Source organism: Myceligenerans salitolerans, assembly GCF_017349295.1.
GTDB classification, from domain to species: Bacteria; Actinomycetota; Actinomycetes; order Actinomycetales; family Cellulomonadaceae; genus Myceligenerans; species Myceligenerans salitolerans.
Map to the genome: position 1 here is coordinate 45,919 of NZ_JAFMPK010000024.1, position 13,856 is coordinate 59,774.

13 protein-coding genes and 1 pseudogene are annotated in these 13,856 nt (G+C 66.7%); 9 read left to right on the forward strand and 5 right to left on the reverse strand.

Annotation, left to right across the window (positions count from 1 at the left end; translation table 11 throughout):
- From gnd to dnaA, 3 genes are all read right to left on the reverse strand, one after another.
- On the reverse strand, positions 1–894 hold the full coding sequence (gene gnd, locus J0911_RS04270; protein WP_207274221.1) for a phosphogluconate dehydrogenase (NAD(+)-dependent, decarboxylating): 894 nt from the start codon (positions 892–894) through the stop codon (positions 1–3).
- A gap of 89 nt (positions 895–983) precedes the next feature.
- The gene (gene dnaN / locus J0911_RS04275; RefSeq protein WP_207274222.1) at positions 984–2,117 is read right to left on the reverse strand and encodes a DNA polymerase III subunit beta; all 1,134 of its coding nucleotides are present in this window, start codon (positions 2,115–2,117) and stop codon (positions 984–986) included.
- 714 nt (positions 2,118–2,831) lie between these two features.
- Positions 2,832–4,268: a chromosomal replication initiator protein DnaA gene (gene dnaA, locus J0911_RS04280; protein ID WP_207274223.1), complete on the reverse strand. Its 1,437-nt coding sequence runs from the start codon at positions 4,266–4,268 to the stop codon at positions 2,832–2,834.
- A gap of 477 nt (positions 4,269–4,745) precedes the next feature.
- On the opposite strand from dnaA, the gene rpmH reads away from it, so the two are divergent.
- The 9 genes and pseudogenes from rpmH to J0911_RS04325 all read left to right on the forward strand — a co-directional run bounded on the left by rpmH (position 4,746) and on the right by J0911_RS04325 (position 12,140).
- On the forward strand, positions 4,746–4,883 hold the full coding sequence (rpmH, locus tag J0911_RS04285) for a 50S ribosomal protein L34 (protein WP_068270888.1): 138 nt from the start codon (positions 4,746–4,748) through the stop codon (positions 4,881–4,883).
- 2 nt (positions 4,884–4,885) lie between these two features.
- Positions 4,886–5,353 (forward strand): ribonuclease P protein component, encoded by a 468-nt coding sequence (gene rnpA / locus J0911_RS04290; protein WP_207274224.1) that lies wholly within the window; start codon positions 4,886–4,888, stop codon positions 5,351–5,353.
- A gap of 92 nt (positions 5,354–5,445) precedes the next feature.
- Entirely contained in the window at positions 5,446–5,700 is a 255-nt protein-coding gene (gene yidD, locus J0911_RS04295; RefSeq protein WP_242636286.1) for a membrane protein insertion efficiency factor YidD, read from the forward strand.
- Between the two features lie 118 nt (positions 5,701–5,818).
- Positions 5,819–6,991, forward strand: a complete 1,173-nt coding sequence (gene yidC, locus J0911_RS04300; RefSeq protein ID WP_207274226.1) for a membrane protein insertase YidC — start codon at positions 5,819–5,821, stop codon at positions 6,989–6,991.
- A 10-nt stretch (positions 6,992–7,001) separates the two neighbouring features.
- Positions 7,002–7,508, forward strand: a pseudogene (locus J0911_RS04305) (Jag family protein); the annotation flags it as partial.
- A gap of 226 nt (positions 7,509–7,734) precedes the next feature.
- Positions 7,735–8,409: a 16S rRNA (guanine(527)-N(7))-methyltransferase RsmG gene (gene rsmG / locus J0911_RS04310; protein WP_207274228.1), complete on the forward strand. Its 675-nt coding sequence runs from the start codon at positions 7,735–7,737 to the stop codon at positions 8,407–8,409.
- Positions 8,410–8,967: 558 nt separating this feature from the next.
- Positions 8,968–9,225 carry a hypothetical protein gene (locus J0911_RS04315; RefSeq protein ID WP_207274229.1) on the forward strand — a complete coding sequence of 86 codons (258 nt, stop codon included), beginning with the start codon at positions 8,968–8,970 and terminating at the stop codon, positions 9,223–9,225.
- A gap of 500 nt (positions 9,226–9,725) precedes the next feature.
- Positions 9,726–10,808, forward strand: coding sequence for a ParA family protein (locus J0911_RS04320; protein WP_372434824.1), 1,083 nt, complete (start codon positions 9,726–9,728; stop codon positions 10,806–10,808).
- 69 nt (positions 10,809–10,877) lie between these two features.
- Entirely contained in the window at positions 10,878–12,140 is a 1,263-nt protein-coding gene (locus tag J0911_RS04325; protein WP_207274230.1) for a ParB/RepB/Spo0J family partition protein, read from the forward strand.
- A gap of 141 nt (positions 12,141–12,281) precedes the next feature.
- Here J0911_RS04325 and trxA read toward each other — a convergent pair whose 3' ends face one another.
- Both trxA and trxB read right to left on the reverse strand, forming a co-directional pair.
- Entirely contained in the window at positions 12,282–12,620 is a 339-nt protein-coding gene (gene trxA / locus J0911_RS04330; protein WP_207274231.1) for a thioredoxin, read from the reverse strand.
- A gap of 43 nt (positions 12,621–12,663) precedes the next feature.
- Positions 12,664–13,626, reverse strand: a complete 963-nt coding sequence (trxB, locus tag J0911_RS04335) for a thioredoxin-disulfide reductase (protein WP_207274232.1) — start codon at positions 13,624–13,626, stop codon at positions 12,664–12,666.
- Positions 13,627–13,856: the final 230 nt, after the last annotated feature.

A 13,856-nucleotide genomic window follows, 5' to 3' on the forward strand; every position in this document is an offset into this window, starting at 1 on the left:
CTACTCCGCCTTCTTCACCGTGTGCCCGCCGAACTGCTGCCGCAGCGCCGCTACCGCGCGCATCGCCGGGGACGACTCCTGGCGCGAGGCGAACCGCGCGAACAAGGCGGCGGAGATCACCGGCAGAGGAACGGCGTTGTCCACACCCTCGTCGATGGTCCAGCGCCCTTCTCCGGAGTCGTCGACCCAGTCGTCGAGGTGGGAGAGGCCCGGATCCTCCTCAAGGGCCTTGACCATCAGGTCGAGCAGCCACGACCGCACGACGGTGCCCCGCTGCCATGCCTTCATCGTCCCGTGCACGTCGGTGACGACGTCCTTCTTCGCGGCGAGAAGCTCGTAGCCCTCCGCGTACGCCTGCATGAGGCCGTACTCGATCCCGTTGTGCACCATCTTCGCGAAGTGCCCGGCACCGACCGTACCCGCGTGCACGAAGCCCTCCTCCCGAGGGCCTTCGGGACGCAGCGCGTCGAACACCGGCATGAGCGTCTGCACATGCGCGGTCTCGCCGCCGCACATGAGGCCGTACCCGTTCTCGAGTCCCCAGATCCCGCCGGAGACGCCGCAGTCCACGTAGCCGATGCCACGTTCGGCCAGCTCTGCGGCGCGTTCCTGATCCTCGACGTAGTGCGAGTTGCCGCCTTCGACGACGACGTCACCCTCCGCGAGCAGAGCGCCCAACTGGTCGATCACGCTCCGGGTCGGGGGTCCGGCCGGAACCATGACCCACACGACCCGAGGGGTCGGCAGTCCCGCGACGAGGTCGGCGAGCGAGGCGACATCCGACACCTCGGGCCGCGGGTCGAACCCGGTGACCTCGATACCGGAGCGGCGGAGGCGCTCCCGCATGTTGTTGCCCATCTTGCCGAGACCGACCAGGCCGATGTGGCTGACCATGTATTCCTCCAGAAAGTTCTCCACAGGCACCGCTCACACGAGGTTCCGCGTGCGGTCACGCACCCAACCCGGACACCCCAAGGACCGGTTCAGCCCGTGAAGCGGATCGGGACCAGCAGGTAACGGTAGGTCGAGTCGTCCTCGCCGTCGAGCGAGTCCTGCCCGGTGAACTCGACCGGCTTGTTCGGGTGGGTGAACGAGAGGCGGACGAAGTCCGTGCCGAGGGCACCAAGTCCGTCCAGCAGGTACTGAGGGTTGAACGCCACCGCGATGTCTTCGCCCGAGAGCACCGCCTCGAGTGCCTCGGACGCCTGCGCATCGTCTCCCTGGCCCGCATCGAGGACGACCTGGCCCTCGCTGAACGACAGGCGGATCGGTGTGTTCCGCTCCGCCACCAGGCTGACGCGCTTTGCGGCGTCGATGAGCGGTGCGGTGGCGACGACCGCATGGATCGGGGAGCTGTCCGGGAAGAGCCGCCGGACGGGCGGATAGTCGCCGTCGACCAGTTGCGAGGTGGTGTGGCGGCCACCGGCTTCGAAGCCGACCAGATCGACACCGTTCCCGGTGGACAGGCCGACGTTGACCGCGCCACCGCTCGTTCCGAGGGAACGGGCGACGTCGTTCAGCGTCCGAGCACGGATCAGCGCGACAGCGGAGAAGCCCGGAGTAGCGGGCGTCCAGGTGAGTTCCCGGAGGGCCAGCCGGTATCGGTCCGTGGCCAGGAGCGTGATCTTCTCGCCTTCGATCTCGACCCGGACACCGGTGAGGAGGGGGAGCGTGTCGTCCCGGCTCGCCGCGACCGTCACCTGTGCGACGGCTGCCGTCAACGCCTCCCCGGCAACGGTGCCGCTGAGGTCCGGCATGGCCGGCAGCGCCGGATACTCCTCGACGGGCATCGTCAACAGCGTGAAACGGCTCGCACCGCAGGTGAGGACGACCTTGCTTCCTTCGAGCGTGACATCGACGGGCTTGCTCGGCAGCGCGCGGGAGATCTCGGCCAGCAGCCGACCGGACACAAGCACCGTGCCGGGCTCGGCGACTTCTGCAGGAAGCTCGGAGCGGGCGGAGGTCTCGTAGTCGAAGCTGGCGAGATTGAGCACGCCGGCCGGATCCGCCTCCATGCGAACGCCCGCGAGGACTGGTGCGGGAGGCCGCGTGGGAAGTGTGCGTGCTGTCCAGGTGACGGCGTCCGCCAGCACGTCACGCTCGACCCTGAACTTCATCCCGTTCCATCTCCCTCGCAGAACCGTGGTCCGTACGTGCCAGAGCCTACGCGAGGTCACTGACGTTGACGACGGGGAGAGTCGACGTCCCGGGGTCCTTGCCGGTCGACGGTCTTAGCACTAATGTTCGAACCGTCGCTTCGGGCCGAACAGCCTGATGAAGGCGTGCTCATTCCCCTCCTGAGAAATCAGTAGTCGTCGTAGTAGGGGTTGTGGATACTGGGGATAACCGCCGTTTCCGCACTTCAGGGCTAGTTTCCGGGTGTGGACAGCCTGTGGGTGCAGCTGTGGGAAAACTAGGGGCACATGTGGACCGCGGATTTTTGCCCACAGGCCGTCCCCAGTTCAGGGTCTGTTGCCCACAGGTTTTGCGCGGTTGTCCACATGTCTTCCACAGCTCCATCCACAGCCGGGTTCCGGCGCCTAGTGCCGCGAACCGTGGTTATCCACAGAACTTGTCCACACCCCTGGGGACAAAGGCGAAGTGGGGCAGAATCCTGCGGCTCCAGATGTGCACAAACCTGTGGAGACCGCGTCGCTGACCGGGGCCAAAGTTATCCACACCTGAATCCACAGCCCTGTGGAGATGTGGACCGCGCCATTTGACTGCTGTATCGACGCAGGCCACGGGCCGTACACAGGGCTGTGCACGGCCGTACGAGGTGGGGCGACGCGGAAGGCCACGACAAGTGCCCGGGGACAGCAGATCGACTGTCAGGAGACGCGATGCTGCTGTTTGATCCGTGCGGTGAGTTCGGTGACCTGGTTGTAGGTGGATCGACGCTCGGCCATCTGCCCGGCGATCTTCTTGTTCGCATGCATGACGGTCGTGTGGTCCCGGCCACCGAACTGCTGGCCGATCTTCGGCAGAGAGAGCTCCGTGAGCTCGCGGCAGAGATACATGGCGATCTGACGTGCTGTGACAAGTACGCGGGAACGCGAGGTCCCGCACAGGTCCTCGATGGGTAGCCCGAAGTACGCCGCGGTCTGTGCGATCACCACGGCCGGCGTGATCTCCGCGGTGTCGTCGTCGTCCGTGATGAGGTCCTTCAGGACGATCTCGGCGAGTGTCAGGTCGACCGACTGCCGGTTGAGGTTGGCGAACGCGGTGACACGGATCAGGGCCCCCTCGAGTTCGCGGATGTTCGTAGAGATTCGCGAGCCGATGTAGGAGAGCACCTCGTCGGGGACGTCGAGGTGCTCGGATGCCGCCTTCTTGCGGAGGATCGCGATCCGGGTCTCGAGGTCGGGCGGCTGCACATCGGTGATCAAGCCCCACTCGAAGCGCGAGCGGAGTCGATCCTCGAAGCCGCTGAGCTGCTTGGGGGGGACGTCCGACGTGATGACGACCTGCTTGTTCGCGTTGTGCAGGGCGTTGAACGTGTGGAAGAACTCCTCCATCGTCTGTTCCTTGCCCTGCAGGAACTGGATGTCGTCGATCAGGAGCACGTCGACGTCGCGGTACCGGCGCTGGAACGAACCAGCCTTGCCCTCGCCGATGCTGTTGATGAAGTCGTTGGTGAACTCCTCAGAGTTCACGTACCGCACGCGGATGTGCGGGTAGAGGTTGTGGACGTAGTGCCCGATGGCATGAAGCAGGTGGGTCTTGCCCAGTCCGGAGTCCCCGTAGATGAAGAGGGGGTTGTAGGCCTTCGCCGGCGCCTCCGCGACCGCGACCGCGGCGGCGTGCGCGAAGCGGTTGGACGATCCGATGACGAAGGTCTCGAAGATGTACTTCGGGTTGAGGCGGGTCTGTTCCCCGGTGGGCTTCGGCGCGGGCTGCGGAGCGACGGGCATCTGAGCCTCGGCAGGCTCGGGTGCGTCATCGGTGAGGCTGGTCGGGGCATGGGAGATCTGCGAGGGGCCGGCGAGCGACGAACTGCTCAGCTCCGGATCCACGGTGATGCCGAAGCGCACGTCCCGTCCCAGCACCTCGGAGACGGCAGAGGACAGCTCGTCACGGACTGCGGTCTCCAGGTAGGTGCGGGTCTGTTCGTGAGGAACAGCGACGAACACCATGTCGTGGACCACCGCCATCGGCTTCGCGAGCCGGATGAACGCGAGCTGCCGCGGGCTCATGTCCGGACGGGCCTCGAGCGTGGTCAGCACTTTTGCCCAGACATCGGCGAGGTTGTCGTCCGGGTCGGCCACGGTCTTTCCTAACGGGTCGGGTCGCGCGAGGGGTGCGGGACTATCGCTGAACCTGGGCTGGGGAGCCCGTCCGCTCGATCTCATCTCGTAGCGTGGGGGACTCCTGGAGTCTGCCATGATGAGGCACCGTCCACACGGTTGTCCACAGGTTGTGGATACTGTGGACGGCCGTTATGAGGGAGGCCCGACGAACCCTCCCGCGCCCTGTGACGTCCCGTGTGGCCAGGACGACACCGTGCAACGCCCGCCGCGTTTGACCGGAGGGCGCAGGGAAGCGTAACGTCAGACAGCCGTTCCAGGTACTTTCGCGCGCCCGCTGCCGGTGATCCGCCGGGCTGCGCGGCCGGGCCCGGGTCGGCAGCCCGGACGATCTCGCGATCGGTCGGACGAACGAACCCTGCATCGGCACTCGCCCCTGCATCGACTTGTTTCGTCGAGGACAGGTTGTGCCCTTCCCGACGTCTTCAGGAGTACCTCGTGAGCAAGCGGACCTTCCAGCCGAACAACCGCCGTCGTGCCAAGACGCACGGTTTCCGTCTGCGCATGCGGACCCGCGCGGGCCGCGCGATCCTCGCCAACCGGCGCGCCAAGGGCCGCGCCAAGCTCTCCGCCTGATCGTGCTGCCAGCGGCGCACCGACTGCGCCGTTCCGTCGACTTCGAACGGACGGTGCGCCGCGGCACGCGTGCGGGACGACCGACCTTGGTGGTTCACCTCCTCGCCGACTCCGGTGGAAGCGGTGAGAACCCGCCGCAGGTCGGTCTTGTGGTTTCCAAGGCGGTCGGCAACGCCGTTCACCGCAATCGGGTCAAGCGGCGGATCCGTGCGTCGGCTGCGGGGCGCGTCGGCGAACTGCCACGCGGAACCCGCCTGGTGGTGCGGGCGCTGCCGCCGTCGGCCACCGCCTCGTACGCCGACCTCGATGCCGACCTCGGCGCGTGCCTCAGCCGCGCGGTGCGGAAGGTCGCACGGGGAACCGATGGTGCCGGAAAGCCGTTGCTTCGGATGACGGCCGGATCGGTCGGCCGGACGCGTGGTCCGGCGACGGAGCCGACGAATTCCACGAACGGCGGAACGAGAGCATGACCTCCTGGACCGATGGCTTCAGGCTCGCGGCACTCCGCCCCGAGTCGTCAGGCGGTCGTCTCGGGGACATTCCGGTCATCGTACTGGTCGGGATGATCCGTGTGTATCAGGCCTTCATCTCCCCGATGAGTGGCCCGACCTGCAAGTACTACCCTTCATGCTCGCGGTACGCGGTGATCGCGCTGCGCCGTCACGGCGCTCTCCGCGGGCTCGGTCTCGCGCTCTGGCGTTTGCTCCGCTGCAATCCGTGGAGTCTGGGCGGCGTCGACGATGTCCCCCCTGCGCGCGACCGCCGTCGCCGGACACCGGATGACGACGTCGCACACGCCGCGCAGCACAGGCACTGAGCCGTGCCGGTGCCGTCGCGACCATGCACGTCGAGTGTTGACGGTCGTGGTGCGTGCTCGCCGGGAAGCGGCCCCGGCATCCCGACTTCCGCAACAAAATCAGGAGTGACTGAGACCGATGGGTGACTTTTTCCTCTGGGTCTGGCTGAAGCAAGGCGTGTCCTGGATCATGGTCGGCTCGCACGAGCTGTTCACGTTCCTCGGACTGCCCGACGGCCCAGGCATCGCGTGGGTACTGGCGATCGTGATGCTGGTGATCGTGATGCGTATCCTGCTGATCCCGCTGTTCTTCAGGCAGATCAAGGCGTCGCGTGGGATGCAGCTGATGCAGCCGGAGCTGCAGGCCGTGCAGAAGAAGTACAAGGGCAAGACCGATCCCGCGTCACGTGAGGCCATGACCCGCGAGACGATGGAGCTGTACCGGAAGCACGGGACCAACCCGTTCGCATCCTGTATGCCGCTGCTGCTGCAGTCCCCGATCTTCTTCGCGCTGTTCAGCGTGCTCAACGGGCTGGAGTCGATCGCCGCCGGTGAGGCCGACCCGCTCACCCCGATCACCCAGGAAGTCGCGTCCGACATCGAACAGTCGACGCTGTTCGGTGCCCACCTGTCCGACATCTTCATGCAGGACTCGTCGGTCACCGCGAAGATCGTCATCGCCGCGCTGATCATCGCGATGTCGGCCACCACGTTCTTCACGCAGCGTCAGCTCACCATGAAGAACATGCCGCCAGCGGCCCTTGAGGGCCCGATGGCACAGACCCAGAAGATCATGCTGTACATGCTGCCGGTGATCTTCATGATCTCGGGCGTGAACTTCCCGGTCGGTGTCCTGATCTACTGGACGGTCACGAACCTGTGGTCGATGGGCCAGCAGTACTACACGATCAAGCGCATGCCGGCTCCCGGATCCCGTGCCGAGAAGGAGATGCAGGAGCGAAAGGCGCGCAAGGCCAAGGAGAGGGCGCTCAAGCGCGGCGAACCGGTTCCCGAAGAGGTCGTCGAGGTGCTCGAGCCGAAGCCGCGTGGTCAGCGGGTCCAGCCCAAGCGCAAGGACCGCCGCAAGGGCGCGCCACGTCAGCCGGTCGCGACCGCACAGGCGGCGCCGTCGGACAAGACGCCGGACCACGAGGGGCCCTCGGATGCGGCCGTGACCTCCTCGGACTCCGCTGCGGCGCCGGGCACGACGACAGCCGGAGAGTCCCGGAACGGGACGCCGGCCGGGAGCAAGGGCAAGGCGAAGACGAGGCCGGCCGGCGGTTCACCGGCCGGCAAGCGGAAGAAGAAGTAGGAGGAGCGCGATGAGCGAGTCCACAGCCGGCACGCCGGAGACCGACGACCGCACCGCCCGCCTCGAGGAAGAAGGCGAGATCGCGGCCGACTACCTGGAGGAACTGCTCGACATCGCCGATCTCGACGGCGACATCGATCTGGACATTCGGTTCGGTCGCGCAGCCGTGGAGGTGCTTTCCGAAGACGGCGGGGACGAACTGGATCGTCTGGTCGGACGTGATGGCGAGGTGCTCGACGCGCTGCAGGAGCTGACTCGGCTCGCGGTTCAGGTCAAGACGGGAGAGCGCTCGCGGCTCATGCTCGACGTGGCCGGGTACCGCGCGGCGCGGCGCGCGGAACTGACGAAGCTCGGTGAGTCGGCCGTTGCCGAGGTGCGGGAGACCGGGCGCAGGGTGGCGCTCGAGCCGCTGAACGCGTTCGAGCGGAAGGTGGTGCACGACGTCGTCGCAGCCGCCGGCCTCGTGAGCGATTCGGAGGGGGAGGAGCCGCGTCGGTACGTCGTGATCCACCCGGCGACGGAGGATGTGCACGGAACGGAAGGCCAACACGTTCCGGACCAGGACGCCACGGGCGGGCGCGTCAGGACGCCGGAGGCGGCAGAATAGCCCAGCGCCGGCGGGTGAGCGACCGGGCGACGAGATGGCTGAGGGCCGGTGCGGTGTTCCGCACCGGCCCTCAGCCATCTCGTCGAACGCGGCAGTCTTGAGGGTGGCAGAGAGCGGGCGTACGGGAGGATGAGTCATGGAGACTGAGGGCGTGGAGAACAGGCACGAACAGATACTGGATGCGGACACGCTGGGCAGAAGTGAGGCAGTGCGGGAGTACTTCGGCACGCGGTACGAGAAGGTGAGTGCGTACGCCCGGATGTTGATGGAGCAAGGGGAACTGCGCGGACTGATCGGGCCACGCGAGGTCCCGCGCTTGTGGGAGCGTCACATCTTGAACTCGGCCGCGGTGGTTCCGTACCTCACGAATGCTCGTTCGGTCGCGGACGTCGGTTCGGGTGCCGGTCTGCCAGGCGTGATCGTCGCGGTCATGCGTCCGGATGCCGAGGTGTTCCTCGTGGAGCCGATGGAGCGACGCACTGCGTGGCTCCATGAGGTCGTGCAGGAGCTCGATCTATCCAATGCGGTGGTGAAGCGTGGGCGTGCCGAGGACTATGACGGGGCGTTCGAGGTCGATGCGGTGACGTCGCGGGCGGTGGGGGCGCTGTCCAAGCTGGTTCGGGTCTCGATGCCGTTGGTGAGCGTAGGTGGCGAGCTCGTGGTGCTCAAGGGTCGCAATGTGCGGGAAGAGTTCGACGCGGCGCGCAAGGTGCTGCGGAAGTTCGGCGCGGGGGAGCCGGAGGTCCTGCCAGGTGAGACCGTGGAAGGCGTCGAGGCGACGACAGTGGTGCGGGCCGTGCGACGCCGGTAGCGAACGGTTTCACGTGAAACAAGGATCGAGGGACGCCGGTCGACTGTTCCACGTGAAACGGGAGGCGCGTTATCGGCCTTCCTCGGTGTCGGCGTTTCGGCGATGCCGACTGCGTCGCGCTGCTTAGCGTGAGCAGTGTGCTCTCGCTCTGGGGATGGCTGAAGAGACGGTTCGGTCGTGAACGGACTGAGCGCGCCTCCGAACAGGCAGGGGCGGAAGGGATCCGGGCCGACCGGCCGACGGCGGTCCGGGCACAGGAGCCGGGTAAGCCGGCCAATGGGGGCGGAGCCTCTGAGGTGCGCCAAGCAGCTCAGACCAAAACAGGGGGGAGTGACGACGCGGCGATGTCGGACCGAGTGACGTCAACGGAGAACACTGAAGCACCCGAAGGTGCCGAACACATAGCGGGCACTCGGGACGTCGAGAGGTGGGTGGTGGCAGAGGCGCCGGCAGCCGAGTTCGCTCCGCAGGCGGCGTCATTTGTCGACTTCGAGGCCCCCCGGGGGACTGTCGGAGAGTTGACGACGGACCCATCGTCAGCTGGCGATCATCTATCCGGTGACGGTGACGGTGACGGTGACGGTGACGGTGACGGTGACGGTGACGGTGACGGTGACGGTGACGGTGACGGTGACGGTGACGGTGACGCGGCCGGTGTTTCACGTGAAACGCTCGAGTCCCCGGCACGGATCGGCCATGTCCCTGGCCCGCCTCGGAGCCCTGAGCGGCGATCGCACACCATCGGCCGTGGCGGATCACCGGGGTACACCAGTGATTCCGAGGGTGGCGCGGTCGAGACCATCTCGGATGGCGTGACCAGCGGCGCTCGGTCCGCCGCCGAGCCCCCGCTCTCCGTCGTCGAGGACGGAGACGAGGACGAGCGCGAGCGGAGAGCAGGCGCCTCCAGCGGTGGCCCGCGAAGGTCATCCACACAGGCTCCTGCGGCACGGCGCGTCCTGGCCGTGCTGTCGGTGGGAGCCCGATCCACGACCCTGGAGTCGGCGAGCGACCAGGAGAGCCCCCTACCAACACCGCCGCAGGCTGCGAGTTCTGAGGCCGTGCCAGACACGACGGAGCGCTTGCTCGAGGCGGGACCTGGGGGCGCCACGAATGATCCGGCCGCCACGGTGGCCGAATCCAACCGGGCGAACATGGCTGCCGCACTTCAAGCGGCTGCCGGTGTGACCACAGTGCGGATCGGTCACGGTGGACCGGCGACTACCGTCAGCCTTGGGACCGGCGACACGTCGGCCGATGTTGTGGAAAGTTCAGCCGAGTCCGTCCACGACACCACATCTACGGATTACAGTGTCAGCGTGACCGATCCGATCTTTGTGCAAGGGCTCCAGGCCCCAGGCGTTTCACGTGAAACGCCCGGCGCGGGGTTGCCCTCGAATCCAGAGTCCATGGACGGCGGGTACGACGGCGACGATGAGCGCCGCGAGGCTTTGATCGCGTCGGTTCCCGCCGTCGACGAGTCCACTCCACTGGCGGCGCAGCTCGCCATGGATGCGCGTCGTCGCATCGAGCTGCAGGGACGTACGTTCCCTCGTCCGTCCCGGACGCGTGTCATCACGGTGGCGAACCAGAAGGGAGGCGTCGGCAAGACGACCACCACGGTCAACTTGGCGGCCGGCCTTGCCCTGTCTGGACTGAACGTCCTTGTGATCGACAACGATCCGCAGGGCAACGCGTCAACCGCTCTCGGTATCGAGCACCGCGCGGGTACCCCGTCGGTCTACGAGATCCTGGTCGAGGACGAACTGCTCGCGAACACTGTCCAGCAGTGCCCGGATATCGACAACCTCTGGGGGGTTCCCGCGACCATCGACCTGTCCGGTTCCGAGATCGAACTCGTCTCCCTCGTTTCACGTGAAACCAGGCTGAGGAAGGCGATCGACCGGTTCCTCGCCGATCGGGAAGCGGCCGGCGAGCCGCAGATGGACTACGTGCTCGTCGACTGTCCGCCGAGCCTCGGACTCCTGACTGTCAACGCGTTCGTCGGAGGCCGGGAGGTGTTCATTCCGATCCAGTGCGAGTACTACGCACTTGAAGGTCTGAGCCAGCTGCTGAAGACGATCGACCTGATCCGGTCGCACCTCAACCCCGAGCTCCGAGTCTCCTCCATCTTGCTGACCATGTATGACGGTCGGACGAACCTGGCGCAACAGGTTGCCGGCGAGGTGAGGGCGCACTTCCCCTCGGAGACCTTCCGAACGACGATTCCGCGGTCGGTGCGAATTTCTGAAGCCCCGAGCTACGGGCAGACCGTCATGACCTACGACGCGACGTCGACCGGCGCCCTCGCGTACCTTGAAGCGGCACGCGAACTGGCCGAGCGTGGCCAGGGTGCGTCCAGTCCGCGACGACCGGCCCCGATGCAGGAGACACGGTCCTGAACGAGCTGGCGGGCGAGCGGTGAGCGTTGGCGAGGACCGCCGGGCGGCGGCAACGAACGAGGAGATGCGATGAGTGCGAAAAGGCGAGGGCTCGGCCGAGGTCTTGGTGCCCTGATTCCCACGGGTCCCGAGGAGGAGGACGCGCAGGGAGCTGCCGCCGCCGTTGCGACGATGCCGGTGGATGAGAACGCTTCGAACGACGGGGTGCCGCAGAGCGACGAGGCTGTTCTGGTCACCGAGTCGACGGAAGACTTGGGTTCCGCTCAGACTGCACGGTCCGATTCCGGGTCGACGGCGCCGGCAGCGACGAGCCCAGCAGGTGAGGGCCGCTCCCGGGGAAACGGCCGTCACAGCTCGGGGAACTGGGACTCGGCGATCGCAAGCGGACGCCTTTCGGTGTCGGGCGAGGGAGCAGCGGCTCTCGACACCGCGTTCTTCGGCAACGGCGAGGCAGATGTTTCACGTGGAACCGACACGGATCTCGTTCCGGTGCCCGGCGCACGCTTCGCCGAACTCGATCCGGCCGCGATCCGGCCGAACGCACGCCAGCCCCGCACCGTCTTCGATGACGGCGAGCTCGACGAACTCGTGGACTCGATCAAGGAGATCGGCGTTCTCCAGCCGATCGTCGTACGACCGGACAAGCACGAGCCGGGTCAGTACGAACTCATCATGGGGGAGCGTCGCTGGCGCGCCTCGCAAGCTGCCGGCCTTGATGCGATCCCTGCGATCGTCCGTGACACGGACGACGGAGACATGCTGCGGGACGCATTGCTCGAGAACCTGCACCGGGCTGCGCTGAATCCGCTTGAGGAGGCGGCGGCCTACCGACAGCTCCTGGACGACTTCGGTTGCACCCATGAGGAGCTCGCCACGCGGATCGCCCGGAGCCGGCCGCAGATCTCCAACACCCTCCGCCTTCTCCGCCTTCCGCCGCTGGTGCAGCGACGAGTCGCGGCCGGGGTCCTCAGTGCAGGGCACGCACGAGCTCTGCTCGGGCTCACCGATGGTGCGGAGATCGAGAGACTGGCTCAGCGCATCGTCTCCGAAGGATTGTCGGTCCGTGCGACCGAGGAGCTCGTCATGATGTCCGACGGCGTGGACAAGGCGGCCAAGACACGGAAGGCGCCCCGTGCCGGAGCTCGGACGGAAGCGATGGACGAACTTGCGACCCGCCTCTCCGACCGCTTCGAGACACGCGTGAAGGTGGCCCTAGGAAAGAACAAGGGGCGGATGACGATCGAGTTCTCGGACGTGGGTGACTTGAACCGCATCCTCGGAGTGCTGTCTCCCGGTGACCCGGGGCTCCTGAGGAGCACCGACACCGAGTAGGTAGCTCCGAGGCGCGCACCGGAGCCGGTCTCGGGAGGTCGTCGTATCCACCGACTGGACTCTCCGGCAGCCAAAAGGCCCGGTTTCCGACCCCATCGGATCGGAAACCGGGCCTTCGCCGTTGCGCCGGCTGACTTCCCGTCAGGCGGAGCCGCTGGACGCGAGGACGCTCTCGATCTCCTCGGTCAGCGCGCGCTTGGGGCGAGCCCCCACGATCGACTTCACCACCTTGCCGCCCTGGTACACGTTCAGCGTCGGGATGGAGACGACGTTGTAGGCCATCGCCGTGGCCTGGTTCTCGTCGGTGTCGAGCTTCGCGATCTTGATCTTCCCGTCGTACTCCTCGGAAAGCTCCTCCAGGATCGGCGCGACCATACGACACGGTCCGCACCACGTGGCCCAGAAGTCCACGAGGACAGGGACGTCGGACTCGAGGACCTCGTTCTTGAAGGTGTCGTCGGTGACCTTGACGGTGCTCATGGTCTTCTCCTCAGGTGGTCGGGTCTTGCGGTTCGGAAGTGGTTCAGGGGACTGGAACGGCGACGTCGTTCAGCGTGTCGAGGTACGCCTGCGCGTCCAGTGCGGCCGCACAGCCGGAGCCGGCCGCCGTGATCGCCTGCCGATAGGTGTGGTCGACGGCGTCGCCGCTCGCGAACACGCCGGAGACGTTCGTAAGGGTGGAACGCCCCTCCACGACGACGTAGCCGTTCTCGTCGAGCTCGATCTGCCCCTTGACCAGGTCGGTCCGCGGCTCGTGGCCGATTGCGACGAACAGGCCGGTGGCGTCCAGTTCGCGCAGCTCCCCGCTGACGGTGTCACGGAGGGTGATCGACTCGACCTTGTCCTCACCGGTGATTCCGACGACTTCGCTGTTCCATGCGAACTCGATCTTCGGATCGTTGAGGGCACGATCGGCCATGATCTTCGAGGCGCGCAGTTCGTCTCGCCGGTGCACCACGGTGACCTTCGACGCGAAGCGGGTGAGGAAGGTGGCTTCTTCCATCGCCGAGTCCCCTCCGCCGACGACGACGATGTGCTGGTCGCGGAAGAAGAAGCCGTCGCAGGTGGCGCACCAGGAAACACCCCGCCCAGACAGCCGCTTCTCGTCGGGGAGGCCGAGCTCACGGTATGCCGAGCCGGTCGCCAGGATCACCGCGCGTGCCCGGTACACGTCACCGAGGCCCGTGGTCAGCACCTTGACCTCGCCCGACAGTTCGGCCTGTTCGACGTCGTCCCAGATCACCTGAGCGCCGAAGCGCTCGGCCTGCGCACGCATCTTGTCCATGAGGTCCGGGCCCATGACCGCTTCGGGGAAGCCGGGGAAGTTCTCGACCTCGGTGGTGTTCATGAGTGCGCCGCCGGCCGTCACGGAGCCGGCGAGCACGACGGGCGTGAGGCCCGCGCGCGCGGCATAGACGGCGGCGGTGTACCCGGCAGGGCCGGACCCGATGATCACCACGTCGTGGATGGTCTGCTCTTCGGTCAACGTCTTCTCCTCGAGTCTCGCCCGGATCAACACAGATGGGGCTTCCAGTGTTCCAGCCGGCGGCGGGTTGCGGGCTTCTGGGCGCGTGAAGCGCGGCACACCCACTATATCGAAATCTGTCAATACAGACAGCCCTGCGGCGATGAGGCCGGAGTGCCGGCGAACTGCCCGGGCCCCTTCGGCGACTGCGCGCACGACGAAGGGCCGCCCTGAACAAGGACGGCCCTTCG

Excerpts from the sequence above, each read along its gene's own strand:
- gnd (WP_207274221.1), bottom strand. The coding sequence starts at position 894 with ATGGTCAGCCACATCGGCCTGGTCGGTCTCGGCAAGATGGGCAACAAC.
- dnaN (WP_207274222.1), bottom strand. The coding sequence starts at position 2,117 with ATGAAGTTCAGGGTCGAGCGTGACGTGCTGGCGGACGCCGTCACCTGG.
- yidD (WP_242636286.1), top strand. The coding sequence starts at position 5,446 with ATGATCCGTGTGTATCAGGCCTTCATCTCCCCGATGAGTGGCCCGACC.
- yidC (WP_207274226.1), top strand. The coding sequence starts at position 5,819 with ATGGGTGACTTTTTCCTCTGGGTCTGGCTGAAGCAAGGCGTGTCCTGG.
- rsmG (WP_207274228.1), top strand. The coding sequence starts at position 7,735 with ATGGAGACTGAGGGCGTGGAGAACAGGCACGAACAGATACTGGATGCG.
- J0911_RS04325 (WP_207274230.1), top strand. The coding sequence starts at position 10,878 with ATGAGTGCGAAAAGGCGAGGGCTCGGCCGAGGTCTTGGTGCCCTGATT.
- trxA (WP_207274231.1), bottom strand. The coding sequence starts at position 12,620 with ATGAGCACCGTCAAGGTCACCGACGACACCTTCAAGAACGAGGTCCTC.